The 20,898-nt window shown below is 64.3% G+C and carries 22 protein-coding genes; 13 read left to right on the forward strand and 9 right to left on the reverse strand.

Translation table 11 applies throughout. The annotated features are described in order from the left end of the window. Positions 1–135 precede the first annotated feature (135 nt). Complete coding sequence (locus AC0L3P_RS08515; protein WP_275170111.1) at positions 136–1,254, forward strand: branched-chain amino acid ABC transporter substrate-binding protein; 1,119 nt, start codon at positions 136–138, stop codon at positions 1,252–1,254. An 83-nt stretch (positions 1,255–1,337) separates the two neighbouring features. Here the strand turns inward: AC0L3P_RS08515 and AC0L3P_RS08520 are convergent, their stop codons facing one another. Beyond that, complete coding sequence (locus AC0L3P_RS08520) at positions 1,338–1,724, reverse strand: response regulator (protein WP_473301591.1); 387 nt, start codon at positions 1,722–1,724, stop codon at positions 1,338–1,340. A 241-nt stretch (positions 1,725–1,965) separates the two neighbouring features. Here AC0L3P_RS08520 and AC0L3P_RS08525 point away from each other — a divergent pair, with 241 nt between their 5' ends. The 3 genes from AC0L3P_RS08525 to AC0L3P_RS08535 are packed head-to-tail and all read left to right on the forward strand — an operon-like array spanning position 1,966 to position 6,093. Then, positions 1,966–4,776 (forward strand): PAS domain S-box protein, encoded by a 2,811-nt coding sequence (locus AC0L3P_RS08525; protein WP_473301592.1) that lies wholly within the window; start codon positions 1,966–1,968, stop codon positions 4,774–4,776. Between the two features lie 58 nt (positions 4,777–4,834). Then, on the forward strand, positions 4,835–5,830 hold the full coding sequence (locus AC0L3P_RS08530; RefSeq protein WP_354208523.1) for a P1 family peptidase: 996 nt from the start codon (positions 4,835–4,837) through the stop codon (positions 5,828–5,830). A gap of 50 nt (positions 5,831–5,880) precedes the next feature. Beyond that, positions 5,881–6,093, forward strand: a complete 213-nt coding sequence (locus tag AC0L3P_RS08535) for a KTSC domain-containing protein (RefSeq protein WP_473301593.1) — start codon at positions 5,881–5,883, stop codon at positions 6,091–6,093. Positions 6,094–6,105: 12 nt separating this feature from the next. On the opposite strand, the gene AC0L3P_RS08540 is transcribed toward AC0L3P_RS08535, so the two are convergent. Further along, entirely contained in the window at positions 6,106–6,900 is a 795-nt protein-coding gene (locus AC0L3P_RS08540) for an EF-hand domain-containing protein (protein WP_354058318.1), read from the reverse strand. Positions 6,901–7,151: 251 nt separating this feature from the next. On the opposite strand from AC0L3P_RS08540, the gene rpe reads away from it, so the two are divergent. From rpe to AC0L3P_RS08560, 4 genes are all read left to right on the forward strand, one after another. Then, entirely contained in the window at positions 7,152–7,853 is a 702-nt protein-coding gene (rpe, locus tag AC0L3P_RS08545; RefSeq protein WP_354058316.1) for a ribulose-phosphate 3-epimerase, read from the forward strand. A 151-nt stretch (positions 7,854–8,004) separates the two neighbouring features. Continuing rightward, positions 8,005–8,145 (forward strand): hypothetical protein, encoded by a 141-nt coding sequence (locus AC0L3P_RS08550; protein WP_007602382.1) that lies wholly within the window; start codon positions 8,005–8,007, stop codon positions 8,143–8,145. Between the two features lie 4 nt (positions 8,146–8,149). Beyond that, positions 8,150–8,326 (forward strand): hypothetical protein, encoded by a 177-nt coding sequence (locus AC0L3P_RS08555; RefSeq protein WP_473301594.1) that lies wholly within the window; start codon positions 8,150–8,152, stop codon positions 8,324–8,326. 22 nt (positions 8,327–8,348) lie between these two features. After that, the gene (locus AC0L3P_RS08560; protein ID WP_007602380.1) at positions 8,349–8,540 is read left to right on the forward strand and encodes a hypothetical protein; all 192 of its coding nucleotides are present in this window, start codon (positions 8,349–8,351) and stop codon (positions 8,538–8,540) included. Positions 8,541–8,565: 25 nt separating this feature from the next. On the opposite strand, the gene AC0L3P_RS08565 is transcribed toward AC0L3P_RS08560, so the two are convergent. From AC0L3P_RS08565 to AC0L3P_RS08585, 5 genes are all read right to left on the reverse strand, one after another. After that, positions 8,566–9,990, reverse strand: a complete 1,425-nt coding sequence (locus AC0L3P_RS08565) for a protein kinase domain-containing protein (RefSeq protein ID WP_473301595.1) — start codon at positions 9,988–9,990, stop codon at positions 8,566–8,568. A 6-nt stretch (positions 9,991–9,996) separates the two neighbouring features. Then, on the reverse strand, positions 9,997–10,737 hold the full coding sequence (locus AC0L3P_RS08570) for a metallophosphoesterase family protein (RefSeq protein WP_473301596.1): 741 nt from the start codon (positions 10,735–10,737) through the stop codon (positions 9,997–9,999). Positions 10,738–10,853: 116 nt separating this feature from the next. After that, the gene (locus tag AC0L3P_RS08575; protein WP_473301597.1) at positions 10,854–11,459 is read right to left on the reverse strand and encodes a hypothetical protein; all 606 of its coding nucleotides are present in this window, start codon (positions 11,457–11,459) and stop codon (positions 10,854–10,856) included. Beyond that, complete coding sequence (locus AC0L3P_RS08580; RefSeq protein ID WP_473301598.1) at positions 11,452–12,138, reverse strand: hypothetical protein; 687 nt, start codon at positions 12,136–12,138, stop codon at positions 11,452–11,454. The genes AC0L3P_RS08575 and AC0L3P_RS08580 overlap by 8 nt, the downstream gene beginning before the upstream one ends. After that, positions 12,135–12,935 (reverse strand): MotA/TolQ/ExbB proton channel family protein, encoded by an 801-nt coding sequence (locus AC0L3P_RS08585; RefSeq protein ID WP_354208516.1) that lies wholly within the window; start codon positions 12,933–12,935, stop codon positions 12,135–12,137. Before AC0L3P_RS08585 ends, AC0L3P_RS08580 begins: the two co-directional genes overlap by 4 nt. 184 nt (positions 12,936–13,119) lie before the next feature. On the opposite strand from AC0L3P_RS08585, the gene AC0L3P_RS08590 reads away from it, so the two are divergent. The 3 genes from AC0L3P_RS08590 to AC0L3P_RS08600 all read left to right on the forward strand — a co-directional run bounded on the left by AC0L3P_RS08590 (position 13,120) and on the right by AC0L3P_RS08600 (position 15,594). Further along, complete coding sequence (locus AC0L3P_RS08590; protein WP_473301599.1) at positions 13,120–14,490, forward strand: sensor histidine kinase; 1,371 nt, start codon at positions 13,120–13,122, stop codon at positions 14,488–14,490. 7 nt (positions 14,491–14,497) lie between these two features. Next, positions 14,498–15,148, forward strand: coding sequence for a response regulator (locus tag AC0L3P_RS08595; protein ID WP_085396093.1), 651 nt, complete (start codon positions 14,498–14,500; stop codon positions 15,146–15,148). A gap of 143 nt (positions 15,149–15,291) precedes the next feature. Continuing rightward, the gene (locus AC0L3P_RS08600; RefSeq protein WP_473301600.1) at positions 15,292–15,594 is read left to right on the forward strand and encodes a hypothetical protein; all 303 of its coding nucleotides are present in this window, start codon (positions 15,292–15,294) and stop codon (positions 15,592–15,594) included. A gap of 55 nt (positions 15,595–15,649) precedes the next feature. On the opposite strand, the gene AC0L3P_RS08605 is transcribed toward AC0L3P_RS08600, so the two are convergent. Further along, a complete protein-coding gene (locus AC0L3P_RS08605) occupies positions 15,650–16,234 on the reverse strand; it encodes a TetR/AcrR family transcriptional regulator (protein ID WP_473301601.1) in 585 nt (194 codons plus the stop codon). Positions 16,235–16,810: 576 nt separating this feature from the next. Between AC0L3P_RS08605 and purB the strand changes: the two genes are divergently transcribed. Together purB and AC0L3P_RS08615 are read left to right on the forward strand one after the other, a co-directional pair. Further along, positions 16,811–18,118, forward strand: coding sequence for an adenylosuccinate lyase (gene purB / locus AC0L3P_RS08610; RefSeq protein WP_473301603.1), 1,308 nt, complete (start codon positions 16,811–16,813; stop codon positions 18,116–18,118). Positions 18,119–18,225: 107 nt separating this feature from the next. Continuing rightward, complete coding sequence (locus tag AC0L3P_RS08615; RefSeq protein ID WP_473301604.1) at positions 18,226–19,398, forward strand: M20 aminoacylase family protein; 1,173 nt, start codon at positions 18,226–18,228, stop codon at positions 19,396–19,398. A gap of 134 nt (positions 19,399–19,532) precedes the next feature. Here AC0L3P_RS08615 and AC0L3P_RS08620 read toward each other — a convergent pair whose 3' ends face one another. Beyond that, on the reverse strand, positions 19,533–20,858 hold the full coding sequence (locus AC0L3P_RS08620; protein WP_473301605.1) for an LVIVD repeat-containing protein: 1,326 nt from the start codon (positions 20,856–20,858) through the stop codon (positions 19,533–19,535). Positions 20,859–20,898 lie beyond the last annotated feature (40 nt).

A 20,898-nucleotide genomic window follows, 5' to 3' on the forward strand; every position in this document is an offset into this window, starting at 1 on the left:
GCCGAATGAGGCGAGATATCTCTGCCAATGCCCGTATTTTGCCGGTGACTTCTCCTCAAATTCATTCAAGAATGGCGCCGGTTTGAACCGGGCATGCCCGGTAACTTCCACAGGCGACCACCCTCGAGGTATCTCATGAAATCACTGAAGCTCATCGGTCTGGCATTCGGCGCATCGATCGCGCTGTCGAGCGCGACATTCGCGCAGGATGTCACCGTCGCAGTCGCAGGTCCGATGACCGGCGGCGAGTCCGCCTTCGGCCGCCAGATGAAGAACGGCGCCGAGATGGCCGTAGCCGACATCAACGCCGCCGGCGGCCTCAACGGCAAGAAGCTCGCGCTATCCGTCGAGGACGACGCCTGCGATCCGAAGCAGGCGCGCTCGATCGCCGAGAAGATCGCCGGCGCGAAAATCCCGTTCGTGGCCGGGCATTATTGCTCGTCGTCGTCGATCCCCGCGTCGGAAGCCTATGCCGACGGCAACGTGCTCCAGATTACTCCCGCCTCCACCAATCCGAAGTTCACCGACAGCGGACTGTGGAACGTGGCGCGCGTCTGCGGCCGCGACGACCAGCAGGGCCTGGTCGCCGCCCAGTACATCGCCAAGAACTACAAGGGCAAGAATATCGCCATCCTCAACGACAAGACCACCTACGGCAAGGGTCTTGCGGACGAGACCAAGAAGGCGCTCAACAAGGCCGGCGTCACCGAGAAGATGTACGAGTCCTACAACAAGGGCGACAAGGACTTCAACGCGATCGTCTCGCGGCTGAAGCGCGACAACATCGATCTCGTCTATGTCGGAGGCTACCATCAGGAGAGCGGCCTGATCCTGCGCCAAATGCGCGACCAGGGCCTCAAGACCGTGCTGATGGCCGGCGACGCCCTCGCCGACAAGGAATATGCCTCCATCACCGGCCCGGCCGGCGAAGGTACGCTGTTCACCTTCGGCCCCGATCCGCGCAACAAGCCGACCGCGAAGAAGATCGTCGAGGCCTTCAAGGCCAAGAACATCGACCCTGAAGGCTACACGCTCTACACCTACGCGGCGATGCAGGTCTGGTCGCAGGCGGCCAAGAAGGCCGGGACCACCGACGCCAAGAAGGTCATGGCGGCCATCAAGGCCGGCAAGTGGGACACCGTGATCGGGCCGATCGAGTATGACGCCAAGGGCGACATCAAGCAGCTCGACTACGTCGTCTACAAATGGGACGCCAAGGGCGGCTACGCCGCGATCAGCGGCAACGGCACCTAAGCACGCGTGCCGGGGGCCTGAAGGCCTCGTGCCATCATCATCGCGCCCCGGCTTGCCCCGGGGCGTTTCTTCCTGCGTCAGGGTCAGACGGCTGCAGGCAGCGCGCTGTCAGCCGCGGCTTGGGCCTTCCGTAGGGCTTGAAGAAGATCGTTCGGCCGAAACGGCTTTTGCAGGCAGACTACGTTGGCGAGGTGTGGTGATTGTTCCATGAAATCCAGCGCCGTCATCCCCGACACGGCAACGACCGGGAGGCTCGGTGCAAGCTCGCGGAGGGTCGCGATGACCTCGACGCCGCTGGTATCGCCGAGGAAAATGTCCACGATTGCCGCGTCGAAGCCGGCCTCGGTGAAGGCTTTTACCCCGGCTGCGCCGCTGTCGGCCTCAACGACGTCGTAACGGTTGACGCGCAGCACGATCGCGACCATCGCACGGACGTCCTTCTGGTCGTCGATGATGAGAACGCGGGGCATAGGGAACAACTCCCGGATCCTGAAATGAAAATGCCTGATTCAAACCTGGAACCCGTAGCGGCGGGAGAGCATTATGGCACCGTCCAGTAAAGCGCATCTTACCCGATCCCCCGTGCGCGTTCCCCATAAAATTAAGTAAGCTGTAACCTTCGGTTGAGTCGCGGTGGGTTTTTGTCATGATGCGTGCCCAGAACCCGCTACCATGGGCGGAAATTGATTGGGCCAAATGAGATTGGCAAAAATGCTCAAGACCGATCTGCGAGAGCTGCACGTGTCCGCGACAACCGATCGGAACACATTCCTTTCGACGTTGCCGGCCACCCCGAAAGACCGCAGCGCAGCATTGGCGATCGTGGGCGTCTCCTCGATCCTGTTCGCAGTGGCCGTGCCCTTTGCAGGTATTCCGCTGCTGCCTGTGCCAGCCTTCGTCGCGAGCTATCAATCCGCCCTCGTCGTCGCGGACATCGTCACCGCGGTCCTGCTGTTGTCGCAGTTTGCGGTGCTCAGGACCCGCGCGCTGCTCGTGCTCGCGACCGGCTATCTGTTCACCGCCGCCGCGGCCGTGGTCCATGCCCTCACCTTCCCCGGACTTTTTTCGCAGACCGGGCTGCTGGGGGCCAACCAGCAGACCACGGTCTGGCTCTACATGATCTGGCACGGCGGCTTCCCGCTCTGCGTGCTGGCCTATGCCTGGCTCAAGGAGGCCGACGGCGGCGCCCGGATCGCGGGCTCGACAAGCAAGGCGATCTGCGCCAGCGTGGTCGGCGTCGTCGCGGTCATGATCGTCTTGACCTGGATCGTCACTGCCCAGCACGACCTGCTTCCGGTGCTGCTGCGCGATGGCCGTTACACGCAGATCATGATCGGCGTGGTGTCCTTTGTCTGGTCCTTGAGCTTCGCCGCGCTAGTCTCGCTGTGGTTCCGCCGTCCGCATTCGGTTATCGATGTCTGGCTCATGGTGGTGATGTGCGCATGGCTGTTCGACATCGCGCTGTCGGCGATCGTCAACGTCGCGCGCTTCGATCTCGGCTTCTACGCTGGCCGCCTCTACGGCCTCTGCGCGGCGACCTTCGTGCTCGCGGTGCTTTTGATCGAAAATGTCCGCCTTCAGGCGCATACGCTGGGTCTCGTCGGCAGGCTGCGGCAGCAGTCGGCATTGGATCGCGACTATTATGGCAAGCGCCTTGCCCTGTACGGCGCCGTCGTCGAATCCGCCAATGATGCCATCATCACGAAGACGCTCGACGGTGTCATCACGGGCTGGAACAAGGCCGCCGAACAGCTGTTCGGCTATGCCGCCGCGGAGGCCGTCGGCCAACCGATCGACATCATCGTGCCTGAGGATCGCAAGGCCGAAGTTAGGGGCATCCTGAACCGGGTCGGCGGCAACGAAACGATCGCCCAGCACGAGACGGTCCGGATCCGGAAGGACGGCCGGCGAGTCGACGTCGTCCTGAATGTTTCTCCGCTCAAATCAGCCAACGGACAGATCATCGGCGCTTCCAAGATCGCCCACGACATCACGGAAGAGAAGCAGGCACGGGAAAAACTGCGCCGCGAGGTCGAGGAGCGGCAGCGGATCTTTGAGACCTCGCAGGACCTGATCCTGGTTACCGACGGTTTTGGCAATTTCATCCAGGTCAGCCCGAGCGTGAAGACCATTCTCGGCCTGAGTCCGGAGGACATGATCGGACACAGCGCGACCGAGTTCATTCATCCCGATGACCTCCAGAAGACGCGCGACGAGATGCGCGCGGCGCGGCGCGGCGCGGTCAAGCGCAGCTTCGAGGCGCGCTACTACCACTACGACGGTCACGAGGTCACGCTGAACTGGATGGGCACCTGGTCCGAGCCGGTCAAGCGCCATTTCTTCATCGGCCGCGACCTCACCGAGAAGCAGGCCGCCGAGGCGCAGTTCAGGCACGTCCAGAAGATGGATTCCATCGGTCAATTGACCGGCGGCGTCGCGCACGACTTCAACAATGTGCTGACCGTCATCACCGGCACGATCGGCATTTTGGCGGACGCCGTCGCTGACCGTCCCGAGCTCGCCGCCATCACCAAGCTGATCGACGACGCCGCCGAGCGCGGCGCGCAACTGACCAAGCATCTGCTCGCCTTCGCCCGCAAGCAGCCGCTCCAGCCGCGCGAAATCGACGTCAACGCATTGACGCTCGAGGCCGCAAAGCTCCTGCATCCCACGCTCGGCGAGCAGATCACCATCATGCCGCAACTCACCGAGGATGCGTGGCCGGCACTGATTGACCCGGGCCAGCTTTCCACCGCGATCCTCAATCTCGCGCTGAACGCGCGCGATGCGATGCCCGACGGTGGCACGCTGGTGCTGGAAACCCGCAACATCTTCCTCGACGACGGCTATGCCAGCATGAATCCCGACGTGATGGCCGGCAATTACGTCATGATCGCCGTCAGCGACACCGGCTCCGGAATCCCGCCGGAGTTGATCGACCGGGTGTTCGATCCCTTCTTCACCACCAAGGAGGTCGGCAAGGGCACCGGCCTCGGGCTCAGCATGGTGTTCGGCTTCGTCAAGCAGTCCGGCGGACACATCAAGATCTACAGCGAGGAAGGCCACGGCACGAGCGTGAAGATCTACCTGCCGCGCTCGAGCGGCGTGCAGGAGACCGAATTCGAGGCGCTCCAGAACGCACCCGTCACCGGCGGCCACGAAAAAATCCTGATCGTCGAGGACGACGCGCTGGTGCGCCAATATGTCGTGACCCAGATCAAGAGCCTCGGCTATGCAGCCCTCGAAGCCGCCAACGCGGCCGAGGCCCTCGTCATCATCGACGCCGACAAGGACATCGACCTGCTGTTCACGGACGTCATCATGCCGGGCAGCATGAACGGCCGCCAGCTCGCCGATGAGGCCGCTCGCCGCCGCCCCGACCTGAAGACGCTGTTCACCTCGGGCTACACCGAGAACGCCATCGTCCATCACGGGCGGCTCGATTCCGGCGTGCTGCTGCTGGCAAAGCCCTACCGCAAGTCCGAGCTCGCCAAGATGCTGAGGACCGCGCTCGCGGGTTGAGCGTGCGGCATCCCTACGATATCGCTGAAGCGAACGCCTTTCAGCCTGCGGAGCCGCCTTGAAAAACCTTCTCACCGATATCGCCGGCGTCCGCGTCGGCCATGCCGAGGATGCGAAAATCGCCACTGGCACGACCGCGATCATCTTCGACGCCCCCGCGGTTGCGGCCATCGATGTTCGCGGCGGCGGACCCGGTACGCGCGAAGATGCGTTGCTCGACCTCGCCAGCACCGTCGATCGCGTTGACGCCATTGCGCTGTCCGGCGGCTCCGCCTTTGGAATCGACGCAGGCGGCGGCATCCAGGCCTGGCTCGCCGAACAAGGCCGCGGCTTGCGGATTCGCGAGGCTGTGATTCCGATCGTGCCGGGCGCGATCGTTTTCGACCTGCTCAACGGTGGCGACAAAGCCTGGGGACGCTTCGCGCCCTATCGCGATCTCGGCTACGCCGCAGCGTTGGCCGCCAGCGACGATTTCGCGCTGGGCAGCGTCGGCGCCGGCCTTGGTGCCACCACCGCGACCTTCAAGGGCGGACTGGGCTCGGCCTCCGCGGTCCTAGCCAACGGCGTCAAGGTCGCAGCGATCATGGTCGTCAACGCGGTCGGCAGCACGACCGTTGGCGAAGGGCCTTGGTTCTGGGCTGCGCCATTCGAGGAGAACGGCGAGTTCGGCGGGCGCGGTCTGCCGTCCGCGTTCACGCCGGACATGCTGGCGATGCGCATCAAGGGCGGCCCCGCAGCGAGCGCGCGTGAGAACACCACGATCGGCCTCGTCGTCACCGATGCCACGCTGACCAAGGCACAGGCCAAGCGGCTTGCGATGATCGCGCATACCGGGTTTGCCCGTGCGATCTATCCGGTGCATGCCCCGACCGACGGCGACGTGCTGTTCGCCGCCGCAACGGGCGAAAAGCCGATCGAACCGCTGGTTGGGCTTACCGAACTCGGCACGGTCGCCGCCAACGTGGTCGCACGCGCGATCGCTCGCGGCGTCTACAATGCGACGGCCCTGCCGTTTGCCGGCGCGATGCCGGCGTGGAAGGATCGGTTTGGCTAGAAACGAAACGGCGGGCACAGCGTTACCCTGAGGGGCCAAGGTGCACCGCCATGCCGTCTTCCGTGATCCGCTTTTTCCGCTATGCACCCGACACGCGCGAACTGAAGGTGGCTTTCGTCAGCGGACGCCTCTATGTCTACGAGGACGTTCCGCCCGAGGTGGCCGCGGCGTTCAGGAATGCGCGCTCAAAGGGTACGTTCTTCAACCACGAAATCCGTGATCGGTATGTCTTTCGTGACATCACTCACGAATATGCCGGTTAGCCGTGAGCGGGGCTACACGCTCATCGACATCGATGAACCGACAGTCGCTGAGGCACCTTGTCCCTGCCCGCCTTGCCGCTGCATCAACTGTGCGAACAGATCGTAGGCTGAATTACGCGAGCTGGAGGCGCCCGGGACCGTCGTCGACATCTTGAAGCCGTCGGCGTAGGTGACGGTGGTGGTGGTCGAGCCGTCGGCGCCCGTCGTCGAGGTCGAGGTGGAGCCGCCGGTGGATCGCGAGGATGAATCTGAACCGCTGCCGGACGCATCGCCCGCACCTTGCGCGTGATGGTGGCCGCGATGACCGCTCTTCAGTGCCTTCGACATCTCATCGAGGCTAACGCTGCCGTCGGTATTCGAATCCAGCTTCGAGAAAACGTCGTCGGCCTGCGCGAGGTTGGTGCCGCCGGCGCCGAGCGCATTCTCGAATTCCGACTTGGTGATCTTGCCGTCGCCGTCCCCATCGATCTGCGAGAACAGATCCTTCAAGGCGGCGTCGCGGCGCGTCGAGGACGAAGACGTCGAGCTCGACGAGGTCGAGCTGGCTGTGCTGCTCGTACTCTCCGAGGATTGGCTCTGCGCGGCGAACAGCGCGTTCATCGTCTCCGGCGAGATCTGCGGGGTTTTGCCCGCATTGACCGACGAGGTCGCGCCGGTCGTGCTGTTGCTGCCGCTGTCGATCGCGAACGGATTCGTCGCCGGTTTTTGCGAGGACCCCGTCTTCTGCGCCGACGTGGACGATTTCGAATTTGTCAGCGACTGGATCGCGTCGAGCGCGCTCGATACGGCCCCAAGAGCGAACAACATTGCACAACTCCAACCGATGCGGCATGCCGCGGCCAATGTTCTGTTCAGGTGAAGTCAGCAAGCGCCGTGCCAGCGCAAAAAGCTCAATGAAATCCGCTTTCACCGCGCTTTGCACGGCCCGGGAACACCGGCAATTCGTGCCGGTCGCGGCAGAAATTTCCGCCCACAGGAAGCACGCCGCCCCTGCATTGCCCGGCTGAGAGGCCCATGTTAGGCGAGTCCATCTTTCACGGCCGCCACGGGAAACCGCCATGACCCAAGCCTTCGCCCCCCGCCCCCTGGCAATCGCGCCCTCGATCCTGGCCTCGGATTTCTCCAGGCTCGGCGAGGAGGTGCGCGCCGTGGACGCCGCCGGAGCCGACTGGATCCATCTCGACGTCATGGACGGGCACTTCGTTCCCAACATCTCGTATGGCCCCGACGTCATCAAGGCGATGCGCCCGCACACCAAGAAGATCTTCGACGCGCATCTGATGATCTCGCCCTGCGACCCCTATCTAGAGGCCTTTGCGAAAGCCGGCTGCGACCACATCACGGTGCATGCCGAAGCCGGTCCCCATCTGCACCGCTCGCTCCAGGCGATCCGCGCGCTTGGCAAGAAGGCCGGCGTTTCGCTCAATCCGGGCACGTCGATCAGCGTACTCGAATACGTGCTGGACCTGGTCGACCTCGTACTGGTGATGTCGGTCAATCCCGGCTTCGGCGGCCAGGCCTTCATCCCCTCTGCAATCAGCAAGATCCGCGACATCCGCGCGATGACAGCGGGCCGTCCAATCGATATCGAAGTCGATGGCGGCGTCGGCTCCGACGTCGCAGGTCCGCTGGCCGCGGCCGGCGCCAACGCCTTCGTCGCGGGCACATCCGTGTTCAGGGGCGGCACGCAGGACGCCTACAAGACCAACATCGCCGCGATCCGCAACGCCGCCGCGGGCGCGCGCGGCGAGGCGATCTGAAGGCTCGCGCGCAGCTCCACAGATGTGCGGCTTCTACGGGTGTTGCGGCGCGCAATGCCTAAACTTGCAACCTTGATCCGTACTCCTCCGGGCTTCCCTGATTCGCGCAAATCACCGCTAGTGATTCTTGCCTGTTTTCGCGGAGCACATCATGACGACGACCCTGGTTTGGACTGGCGTGGCGTTGTGGCTTGGTTTTTGTGCGTTTGTTGTGTTTGGTCCATCGGCCGGACCGGTGAAGGTCTCGGCTCGCTCGACCCGCATCGCCCGTCGCGACTGGTATCGGGCCTGACCCCATGCAGATCGCGCTCGTGAAACGTCAGCCGAAGCGCCGGTGCCGCATCCCGCGGCGCCCGCATCCTGACCTCGATTTTTTCTTCGGTCGGCTCGAACGCACCGAAGGCGAGATGCGCGACGACATCGGGCCCGAGACGGACCTGGATCACCCGCTCCGGTCACCGCGCCGGCATTGAATTCTTTTTCTGGACCAAGCTCATGAAGCCGCATTGCCCGAACTGCCTGAAGGAAATGACCAAGGCGTCCGCGTCGCGTAACCTGTTCAACTGCGAGCCCTGCCGCGAGATCATCCAGTTCTTCGGCGGCAGCGCGGATCACGGCGAGCCCGGCCCGCAATTCTCCTGGCCGATCCGTCGCAAACGCTCCGTCCATACCGCTCACGCGGCCTGAACCTTCCAGGATTTAGAGCGCGGCCCTATCCGGCCACCTCGCCCGCATCCGCAGCCATTCGCGGCGGTCGTACCACGGTGACGGTGCAGGCCGCTTCCGAGGCCACCTTGGCCGAAACGCTGCCGAGCAGCGTGCGCCTGAACGAGCCCTGCCGCGCGCCGATAATGATGTGGTCGACGTGGTTGATCTCGCAAAACTCCAGGATGGCCGCGGCCGGATCGACGGCTTCCAGCACATGAGCCGACAGCCGGCTTTCATCCAGCTTGAGCGGCGTGGCCCAGTGCCTGAGCGCCACCAATCGGTCGATATGCTTGTTGGAGCCCTGCTCATCCAGCGTCCTGTCGATCGCGATGCGGTTGAGCTTCAGCACGTTGAGACAGGCGAGCCGCGCCGACGGCAGCGTGGCGAGAATGCGCTCGGTGGTGACGCGCAACGCTTCGTTCAGCTCGGGGGCGCCTTCCACGGTGTCGAGCGCGACCGCGAGGATCGGGCTTGATGCGATCTGGGCTGCGACATCCGATTTCGCGCGCGGCTGCATGACGCCCTGGTTGAAGCGGCGCCGCCAAGCGACGCTTAGCGGATCGCGCTTCATCCGCTCCGAGCGTGTGGTGAGCCTGACCTGGTCCGGGTGGGTGAGATCGAAGGCGAGCTGGGACGCCGTCGGATAGCGCCGCACCGGCTCGATCTCGAGGCATCGCAGCACCACCTCCTGGAGCCAGGGCGGATAGTCGGCGCGAAGCGAGCGCGGCGGGTGCGGATCGCGCCACAGCCGTCGCTGCATCGCACGCAGAGTCTCGCCCTCACCGAACGGCCGCTCGCCGGTCGTGAAGAAATAGAGCAGCACGCCGAGCGAGAACAGATCGCTGCGCGGATCGTCTCGCACCCCTGACAGCCGTTCCGGCGCCATATAGGGCGCAGTACCGTAAGGCAGGCGGAATTCCTCCTGCAACAGGTCCGGCAGGTGGTTGTGATGCGACAGGCCATAGTCGATCAGCACCGCCTCGCCGCTCTCGCGGAACATGATGCTGCTCGGCTTGATGTCGTGATGGATCACGTTCTGTCGATGCAAATCCGCGAGCCCCGTCGCGATCCTGGCGACGAGTTGCCGCGCCTCGTCATAGGGCAGCGGCAGGTCGGGCAGCCGCTTGTAGAGCGTTGTCCCGGAGATGCGCTCGATCACGACATAGGCCTGGTGGGCGAAATCGCCGGTGCCGAAACATGAGGGTACGTGCGGCCCGGCCAGCCGCGGCAGGATCATCATCTCCATTTCGAAGGAGACGATCGCCGCAGGGTCCTCGCCCTCCGATACCCGCGGAATCTTCATCAGCAGCGGCACGTCGATGCCGGGATGGGTGACCGTCCACAGCGTCGCCATGCCGCCGGCATGGACGCATTCGCCGATCGTGTAGCCGTCGATCTCTGCGCCCGATTTGACGAGGGGTTTCGGCATCGGCCTCTAGCGTCCCTGCGACAGTCGGTCGGCGAGCCAATGCGGCAGGCCGTTCTCGCGGATCCGGCTTGCGGCCGTCTCGACATCGTAGGGCGCGCGGCAATAGGTGATCAGACACGAGACCGTGTCGAACAGCGCGAAAGCCGCGGATGGATCGTTATCGCGCGGCTGGCCGACCGAGCCAAGCACAGCAAGCCATTGCCGCCCGCGCAGCAAAGGCACGGAGACGTCGGTCTTAGGCACGAGTCCCGACATCTTCGCCGTCACCGACATCGAGTAGATCGCCGGGCGGTGGATGTGGCCGCAGAACGTGACATGAGCTGGCGTCGCGATCAGGCTTTTGGCGGCGTCCGCCGTCGACCGGACATAGTGCCAGCTTCGGGGACTGGAGGCTTCCGAATGCACGAACAGGCGATCGCCGTCCTCCACCAGGATCGGCAATTCCGCCAGGAACCGCCGCTGCGCGGTGTCGAGCCGGCCGCGGGTCCATTCGATCGCGATTTGCGCCTCGGCATTCATGGTCTCGGCCGAGGAATTCACTGCCTGGTCATGATTCCCGCGCACGGCGACGGCGCCCTGGGCAACCAGCTCCATCGCGGTATCCACCACCCATTCCGGATCGGCGCCATAGCCGACGAAGTCGCCAAGCAAGATGAAGCGCTCGGCGCCACGCGCCCGCGCGACTTTCAGGCACGCCTCGAACGCCTGCCGGTTGCCGTGGATATCCGAGAAAACAGCGAGAAGCACGCACCCTCCACCCTCGAACCTTATTGGGAGCCGATGAGGCCAAATTGAGGGAGGTCAAGAACATGCGCCAGCGGCGCGCGGTTTGCCAGCGCTGCCCTGTCGCGATGGTGAAGAGCCTATTGCTCGTCCTTCGGCGGCATCCGGGGCGGCGGAATCGGGGTGAACACGGCGCCCTGCGCGCCGGCCTGCGGAGCGCTGAACTCGCCGGTCGAGGAGTCTCCGCCACTCGTCTCCATGATGGTCTTAGGCGTCACATATTCCCGGACCATGTCGATGAGGCTGCCATCGCCGCCGCCGAAATCGGCGGCCCGGCCGCCTTGCGGATGTCCCAGCGCGATCTCGTTCTCCGCCGCGTGGGTCTTGTCGGCCAGCCGGTCATTGTAGGGCACACGAAAGGCGCGCGGTATGCCGCTCGGGCGATTGTCCTCGTCGAGCTGCTCGACCCAGAGATAGATCGAGCCGGGATAGCCCTCCAGCGAATGCGGCTCGACGATACGGGCCTTCAGCAGCTTGAAGCTCACCGGCAGCCGATCGGCGCTCGCCCAGCCGAGCAGCCCGCGCATCTCGGTGAAGCTGACGACATAGAACGCGCTGGTCACGATCACCGCGACGGCCTTGATCGACCAGTGCAGCCGCGCATAGACCAGCACGACCAGCAGCAGCGCGCCGATGACGGCATAGGCTATCGATAGCGTGAGGATGACCGTCTGCAAGCTAGTCACGGCGCACCCTCACGGCGTTCTTGCTCACGCCGGTGTTCGGGTCAAGATCGGCGCCGTTGCGCCAACTGCTGCGAAAAGTCTCCAACAGCGATTTCGGCCGCTGATCCACATTGACGACCTTGCCTTCGGCATCGAGCCGGAACCGCACCGCGGTCTTCTCGTCGCCGGTGTGGTCGAGGGTGAACTTGTTGTCGAAGACCACTTGCGCCGTCGGATTGAGCTTCTGCACCTTCACATTGGCCGTGACGGGTTCGCCGGTCGTGGCCACGAAATGTGAGACGTTGACGGTGTATTCGCCGGGGACGATGCCGCGCACGGTGACGATCTCCTCGCGGATCGGCGAGGCAATCTTCTTGCCGTTGACCACGATGAAGTCGTTGGCTCCGCCGCGATCGTCGCGGTCGAGCGTGAGGAAGCCGGCCTCGCGGTGGCGATACCAGGCGATATTGCCCACGGGATCCTGCACGAACAGATCGAGATCGTCGGGATGGCTGTCCGGCCAGTCCAGCGTGATCATGAACTCGGCCTTGGAATCGATCTTGCCGTCCTTGGCGTCCGGCGAGACGGCGAGCAGTGCGAGGAAGAACAGGAAAGCGATCACCTGGAGGGCTTTGAACAGCATCACGCCCAGCGGGTCGAACGGCTCCTCGCGCGGATAGAGGCCGAAATCATCCATCATGACTGGCTTCCGGCGCCCTTGATTCCAGACCCCTCGATTCCAAAACCCTTGCGCTCCAGCACCGGCGTCACATAGGTCTCGGTCAGCACCACCGCATCCGAGAACACCCGCTGGGTCGCGGCATCCAGCATGTAATACTGGATGCGGACCAGGATCGAACCGACCAGGCCCGCCAGTGTCGTGTACATCGCGACCGCCATGCCGTCGCTCATCAGCCCCATCGAAGATCGCATCGCGACCTTGTCGGCGGCATCCAGCCCCGCGATCGGCGCCAGCATGATGATGAAGCCGACGATGGTGCCGAGCAGGCCGAGCTTCATCAGCGTATCCGAGACGAAGGCTCCGAAGCCGTTGGAGCCGCGCAGCCGGTCGGCAAGCGTCCGCAGCAATAGCGTCTGGTCCACCGGACGATAGTCCTGCGCGGCGGCCTTTGTCACAAGGCTGTCGATATGGTCGCGGACCAGCCCGCGCGGCAATGCGGTCGCGCTAGCATCGAGCACTTTGCTGCCGTCGGGTGCCGCGAGCGCCGCCCGGCAGCGCCGGGCCGCCGCGCCCTCACGGGCAATGGCCCGCGTACGCAGGAAGCAGTGGCCGCAGGTGAGCACATAGAGCAGTGCGATCACGCTGGAAATGTAGGTCCGGTCCGAGGTCAGCATCAGACGGATCAGGCCGAACCGCCACAGCAGCACGACGGCGAAGATCGAAAGCCCGGTGAAGATCATCCAGAACAGGAGCGCGCTGCGCTCGGATGGGTCGGCAGCAGGCCCCGCGATCGGCCCAATCGTCATCGAACTCATGCTGCACCGCTCCTGGCCTGCCGCGATTTCCCGCCCATTAGATCAAAGCCGCCGCGCCCGGTCCAAAGAGCCATGCCCAATCCGGCTTGGGAAATTTGCCCGAGCTGCCATCTTGCCGTGCCTCGCAATTGGCAAGGCGCGGCGGCGTTGTTAGGCTGACCTTACCAAACTTTGGGGTGATCGCATGCGCCTTGTGCTTCAGCTTGTCGCCCGTCTGTTTCTCATCGTCGCCCTCTGCCTTGGCGCGGCGACCATCTGGGCGACGTTCGACGCCTATCGCAGCGTCGACCGGGCGACTGCGGCCTCGGCGCAGCGGGTCGCCCAGGCGCTTCAGGCCCTGTATTGGCACGAATTCCTGTTGCGCAGCAGCAGAACACGCGAGCAGCTTCTGCCGGTTCCGGAGTGGCGCACGTTGGAGACGATGAAGCTGATCTCACCCGGCGTCTGCGTGGAGTTCCAACCCGCTATCGCATTCGAGAAGCCGCTCTGCGGCCAGAGCGAGGGGCTCGGCAAGACGCCTCCGCGCTGGTTCGCGTCAATTGTGCCGACCTTCCTTGGCAGCCATGCGGAGGTGATACGGCCGGTCAGTCCCCGCGCGGCGACCGCCGGAACGGTGGTCGCGACGCCGGATGCCGCAGCCGCCATCTCGCTCGCTTGGGAATACATCCTCAACGTAATCGACGTCGCGCTTTTGATGGCGGCGGCGATCGCGCTGCTGGCTTCGCTCGCGATCGCGCATGCGCTGGCGCCGGCGCGCACCATCGTGACCGCCTTGCAGCGCATGGCGCGCGGTCAGTATCGCACGAAACTGCCGCGCTTCCGCTCGATGGAGCTGGCGATGATCGGCAGCGCCGTCGGCGAGCTCGGCGGGCGGCTGGAGGAAGCGACCGAGCAGCGCGCGGCGCTGACGCGGCGCCTGATCGAGATCCGCGACGACGAACGCCGCGCGCTCGCCCGCGAGCTGCACGACGAGTTCGGACAAAATCTCTCGGCCATCCTCGCCTTCGCCAACACCATCGAGACGGCGAGCACGAAGGGGGACAAGCACAGCGACATCGTGCAGGACGCGCGGATGATCTCGCAGGCCACGCATCATCTGATGGCCTCGCTGCGCGACGCGCTGAAGCGCCTGCGCAATCCCCTGCCCGCCGAGCTTGGGCTGGAGGCGAGCCTCGTGAATCTGGTGGATAGCTGGCGCTCGCAGAGCTCGGCGCGGCCGACGATCCAGCTCGATCTTAAGGGCGACCTCACCGACATCAGCGGCCCGGCCGCGACCACCGCCTATCGCGTCGCGCAGGAATGTCTGACCAACGCGTTGCGCCACGGCGCGGCACGCGAGATTTCGGTCAGCGTCGAGCGGCGCGCGGGCGACGACGATGCGTTGCTGATCCGTATCGAGGACGATGGCGGCGGCGACGCGGCACGCGTTGAGCGGTCGGCCGGCTTCGGCCTCACGGGCATCCGCGAACGGCTCGCGGCGGCCGGTGGATCATTGTCGATCCTACCCGCCCATCGCGGACTCAGCGTCGCCGCCACCATCCCGCTCGCCGCGTGAGGACGGGATGAACGAGATTACGGCAACAGGCATCTCCGTGCTTCTGGTCGACGATCATCCGATCGTACGGCAAGGCTATCGGCGCGTGCTGGAAAGCCAGGGCGATCTGCATGTCGTGGCGGAAGCCGACAACGCCGCGGATGCCTACAGCGCCTTCAAGGCGCGCGATCCTGATGTCGTCGTGCTTGATATCTCGATGCCGGGCGCGAGCGGGCTGGAAGCCATCCGCAACATCCGCGCGCGCAGCCCGCGGGCGCGGATCCTCGTTTTCACCATGCACAACGAGGCCGTGCTGGTGAAGGCAGCTTTCAGTGCCGGCGCCAGCGGCTTTGTCACCAAGAGCAGCGAGCCGTCCGCGGTCGTGTCCGCGATCCGGAGCGTTGCGCGCGGCGAACGCGCCATGAGCGACGACATCGCGCACATCCTGGCCGAGGACAGCCTGTCGGCGGGCTCTGCGCTGGATCAACTGGGCGAACGCGAGATCGAGATCCTGCGCCAGTTCGCCGGTGGCGCCACGACCGAACAGATCGCTGCGCATCTCAATCTCAGCGTCAAGACAGTGCAGAACTATCACTACCTGATCAAGACCAAGACCGGCGCGCGCACGGATGCGCAGCTCGTGCGGTTGGCGGCCAATTGTGGACTGACCAAAATCTAGATGCTCGCCCCACCCTGGAGGTAGAACGCACGGAGCCCTCCTCCGCATGCGGGCACATCCAAGGATATTTCGACCGCCTTGCGATGCGGATTGGAACGGAGGCCGTCGAACTCTGGTTAGTACCGGAGTGAAGGAGTTCCGCCATGAGTAAGGCTATCCGCGAAGCTACCTATCCCGCGCTCATCACTGTCGGCGAGCTCATCGATGAACTCTGTCGCTTGCCAGACACAGCAACGATTCGATTCCACTGCCCCATGCTCGAACAAGAGCTTGCATTCTACAGGCTTCGAAAGCGGGCGAAGGACCTGGTCGAAATCGAAGTCAATGCGTATCCGGAAAGCCCGCCGGTCGTGCCGTTGGCGGGTACCGCTCTTCGTGGGCGGAAAAAGGCCCACCATCCGCGTTCGCTCCGCGATGGTGCGCTCACCCACAAGGTCGAAGGATAGTTAAGCGGCGCCAATGCGTATCGAACGGCTTTGGAAGGGCGTGGAGGTGTTCGGCCTACGCCTTCAGCCCGCGCAATACCAAAGCCAGCGTCGCATCGACACGCGCCGAGAGATCGGCGTCCTTCCATTCGTCGGCGTGGGCCGGATGGTGGAAGCGGACGGTGGCATCGAAGATGGCGCGTGCGGTGGTCTTGACGTCGCCCACCTCGAACACGCCCTGCTTCACGCCATCGTTCAGGATCGCCGCAATCTGGTCGATCATGGTGTCTTTGTGGCACTTGACGGCTGCACACGCCTCGCGCGCCAGAGTCAGATAGGTGTCGAACATCTCGGGGTCGTCGAGCACGCGCGAACGCTTGGCGGCGAACAGGGTGCGCAGCCAGCGGTCGAGCCGTGCTGGGGCCGGCCCCTGCTCTTCGGCCAGCTGGCGCAATGGCGCGTCGATGCGGTCCAGCCAGCGTTTGGCGACGGCCTCGCGCAGGGAGGCCTTGCTCGGAAAATGGCGGTAGACGCTGCCGTGGCTCACATCGAGCGCACGGGCCACGTCGACCACGGTGGCCTTGGCGAGTCCGTAACGCCGCAGCACGTCCTCGGTGACTTCGAGGATCCGCTCCGGCGTCAAGATAACGGCTTCGTTCATGCCAGCACCATGTTCCCGTTGAGGGCTCAGTTACCCGGCGACGGAGCTGCTTCCGAAGCGCCCGTGCCGGTCGTTTCGGAAAGCTCTCGCCTTAATGAGGCAGTTTTGCAGCCTGCGCCGCGATCTGGCGCGCCACCAGTAAATTGAGCCAATGCCCAATCGTCCCGGTCAAATTGATGATTTCGGTCGTCATTGTCGTAAGTCTCCAATCAATTGGCGGTCCCCGTTGTTCAATTGCGACCCTCAATCCCCATCTGTCTGGGGACGTCGGGCTCCCGGGATGCCGCCAGACGCCCAATCGGAGCGTCCGAGAAGAGATATACACGTCTCGCTGACAGATTTCAATATCTGTCAGTCAATGATCCGTGATTGACAGTTAATATCTGCGCCCCCTTGGGCGCGGGCCGCCCATCGCCCGCGGCGGCCGGGCCGATGATCCTGTCCAGCCCAATCATCCCCCGCTACGTTGCCGGTGTCGTTTGTTTCGCCCTCCCCGCTCTGCTAGATCACGGCGTAAAAAGCATTTTGGCAGGTCGCTCCCTTGGGGTCGCCCGCCCACCTTCCTGGAGCAGTCCAATGATCCCCCGCTATACCCGCCCGGAAATGGCCTCGATCTGGGAGCCGCAGACCCGGTTCAAGATCTGGTTCGAGATCGAGGCGCATGCGGCGGACGCCCTTGCCGAGCTCGGCACGATTCCCAAGGAGGCCGCCAAAACGGTCTGGGCCAAGGCCAGGAACGCCACCTTCGACGTCGCCCGCATCGACGAGATCGAGCGCGAGACCAAGCACGACGTCATCGCCTTCCTCACCCACCTCGCCGAGATCGTCGGCCCCGAGGCGCGTTTCGTGCACCAGGGCATGACCTCCTCAGACGTGCTCGACACCTGCCTCAACATCCAGCTCACCCGCGCCGCCGACCTGCTGCTCGCCGACCTCGACAAGGTGCTGGCTGCGCTGAAGAAGCGCGCCTTCGAGCACAAGATGACGCCGACCATCGGCCGCAGCCACGGCATCCACGCCGAGCCCGTGACCTTCGGCCTCAAGCTCGCCTATGCCTATGCGGAGTTCTCGCGCGCCAGGGAACGCCTGATCGCGGCGCGGAAGGAAGTCGCGACCTGCGCCATCTCCGGCGCGGTCGGCACTTTTGCCCAGATCGATCCGCGCGTCGAACAGCATGTTGCCAAGGCGATGGGTCTCGTGCCCGAGCCGATCTCGACGCAGGTCATTCCCCGCGACCGCCACGCGATGTATTTCTCGACGCTCGGCGTGATCGCGTCCTCGGTCGAGCGTTTCGCGGTGGAGGTCCGCCACATGCAGCGCACCGAAGTGCTGGAAGCCGAGGAGTTCTTCTCCGAAGGGCAGAAGGGTTCGTCCGCGATGCCGCACAAGCGCAATCCGGTGCTCTCGGAGAACCTCACCGGCCTGTCGCGCATGGTGCGCGCCTATGTGACGCCGGCGCTGGAGAACGTCGTGCTCTGGCACGAGCGCGACATCTCGCACTCCTCCGCCGAGCGCATGATGGCCCCCGACGCGACCGTGACGCTCGACTTCGCGCTGGTCCGCCTCGCCGGCCTGATCGACAAGCTGCTGGTGTACCCCGCCAACATGCAGAAGAACCTCGACCGCCTCGGCGGCCTCGTGCATTCGCAGCGTGTTCTGCTGGCGCTGACGCAGAAGGGCGCGAGCCGCGAGGACGCCTACAAGCTCGTGCAGCGCAACGCCATGCCGGTCTGGCGCGGCGAAGGCGACTTCCTCCAGCTCCTGAAGAAGGACGCTGACGTGAAGAAGTATCTCACCGACGCCGAGATCGAGGAGCAGTTCGACCTCGCCTATCACTTCAAGCACGTCGACACGATCTTCAAGCGCGTGTTCGGCGAAAGCTGAACGTCATTCGTAGCCCGGGTGAGCGCAGCGATACCTGGGACTTCTCTCACAAAAGATCCCGGATGGCCCTTCGCTCATCCGGCAACAACAACAGAGACGGAGCCTCCATGCCCATCGTCAACCGCGTTGCCGCCCTCTCCGACGAAATGGCCGCCTGGCGCCATGACTTCCACGAGAACCCGGAGCTGCAATACGACGTCCACCGCACCGCCGGCATCGTTGCCGACCGCTTGCGCGAGTTCGGCTGCGACGAGGTGGTGACGGGCATCGGCCGCACCGGTGTCGTCGGTGTGATCCGCGGCCGCAAATCCGCCTCGGGCAAGACCATTGGCCTGCGCGCCGACATGGACGCGCTGCCGATCATGGAGACCTCGGGCGTCGCCTACGCCTCCAAGGTCCCCGGCAAGATGCACGCCTGCGGCCATGACGGCCACACCGCCATGCTGCTCGGCGCCGCCAAATATCTCGCCGAGACGCGCAACTTCGACGGCACCGCGGTCGTGATCTTTCAGCCCGCGGAAGAAGGCGGCAGCGGCGGCAAGGCGATGGTCGAGGACGGGCTGATGACGCGCTGGAACATCCAGGAGGTCTATGGCATGCACAACATGCCGGGCCTGCCAGAAGGGCATTTCGCGACCACGCCAGGCGCGATGCTCGCCTCCTCCGACAACATTCAGATCACGGTCCACGGCAAGGGCGGCCATGCCGGCGCCGGTCCGCACAAGTCCATCGACAGCGTGCTGATCGGCGCGCAGATCGTCAACGCGCTGCAATCGATCGTCGCGCGCAACGTCGATCCGCTGAAATCCGCCGTCATCTCGATCACGCAATTCCACTCCGGCACGGCCTTCAACATCATCCCGGAGATCGCCGAGCTCGGCGGCACCGTGCGCACGCTCGACCCTGAAGTGCGCGATCTCGTCGAGCGCCGTATCGGCGAGGTCGCCAACAGCGTTGCGCGCGCCTATGGCGGTTCGGCGGAGACCAAATACACGCGGATGTATCCGGTGACGATGAACCATGCCCGCGAGGCCGGCCTTGCCGCCGACGTCGCCCGCGACATCGTCGGTGCCGAGCGCGTTAACGACAAGTTCATTCCCATGATGGGCGCCGAAGACTTTTCATTCATGCTGGAAGCGCGCCCCGGAGCGATGATCCTGGTCGGCATGGGCGACGGCAACGAGTGCCACCACCCGGCCTACATCTTCAACGACAACATCCTCGGCCACGGCGCATCGTATTGGGCGCGTCTAGTGGAGACGCGGATGCCGGCGGGTTAGTCGGATTCGTAGGGTGGGTTAGCCGAAGGCGTAACCCACCGCCGTCTCTGTCCACGGAAACAGAAGAGGTGGGTTACGCCGAGCAGATGCGCTTTGCGCATCGGCAGGACTAACCCACCTACGCGCTCCTCCGCTCATCCCTGATATTGCAGCACGTGCATGCCGGCGTTCCAGTCGGAGACGAACATCAGCCCGTCGGGCCGGACATAGGCGTCGCAGGTCTTGGCCGCGAGCGCGACGTTCGGGCGGGGGTCGATGAGCTTTTTCGGTGTCGGCGGCACCCAATACGCGATCTCCTTCGGTGCGAAGGCGTCCCTGACGTCGAACACCCTGACGCCGGCATTGTTGTAGGTCGCAAAGATCGTCTCCTCGCTCTGGAACGAGCCCGGGCGGTTCTCGTGCAGATTATGCGGTCCGAAGGTACCGTTCGTGCAGAAATCGCGTTCGCGCGGGGTCGGCAGGGTTGCGATCGGCACCGGGTTTCCAGGCGCGCGCACTTCGAGGACGAATGTATGGAACAGGCCCTTGGCGCAATTGTCCGCATTGGCTTCGTCCGCGACGATCGCGAGCTGCCGCTTGGGCAGCGGCAGCGGCGTATGCGTGCCACCGGCGAAGGGCGGCGACCAGTTGATGTGGGACAGCAGCTTTGGATTGGTGGGATCGCTGATGTCATGAATGGTGAAGCCGCCATCGCGCCAGGCAGCATAGCCGCGATCACCAGCCGTGATCATGTGATGGAGCGCAAAGCGCTTGCCCTTTGGCGTCGCCGGCTCGCCGGCCGCGCGGTTCATGCCGGGCAGCCACCATTTCGCGACGATCTCCGGCTTCGTGATGGTCCTGAGATCGACCACGCAAAGGATGTGGTCGGTGAACCCGTCGAGATGCGCCGACACATAGGCATAGCGGCCGCCCGGCCACCACAGCCGGTTGATGCCGAAGCCAGGCATTTCGAGAAACGCGATCTCGCGCATCTCGTTCGGCTTCGAGATGTCGTGGATCGAGAGGCCGCAGCGGAATTTCTTTGCCTTGGTGATGCTGTCGACCAGCGTGTTCTCGAAATAGCCGCGCATGTTGTCGTAGGACTGCATCGCGACAATATTGGCGCCGTTCGCAAGCAGCAGCAAATCTTCCGCCACCTGTAAATGGTGGGTGCGGGTGTATTGTCCTGCGGTGAAGAAATTGACCGGCTTCAGCGCACGCGGGTCGGATGCGTCCAGGATCGTCACGCCGTCGCTGAACATATGTCCGACATAGACGTGCTGCCGGTTGAACATCACCTGTACGCTGTCGGGCCGTCCGCCGATGTCGCTATAGGAGATGTGCTTGATGCCCTTGCCGATGCCCTCGGGGGGAATGTCTGCCTCCGAAGCCGATACCGGCCTCGACCATCCTGACAACGCGGCGGATCCGAATACGGCCGACAATTGCTGAAGGTGGTGGCGGCGAGAGAGTTGTGGCATCGGTTTCCCCCATTTTTTTGGGGATGATGATCGCTTGCGG

The sequence above is a fragment of the Bradyrhizobium sp. WSM4874 genome (genome assembly GCF_055811835.1).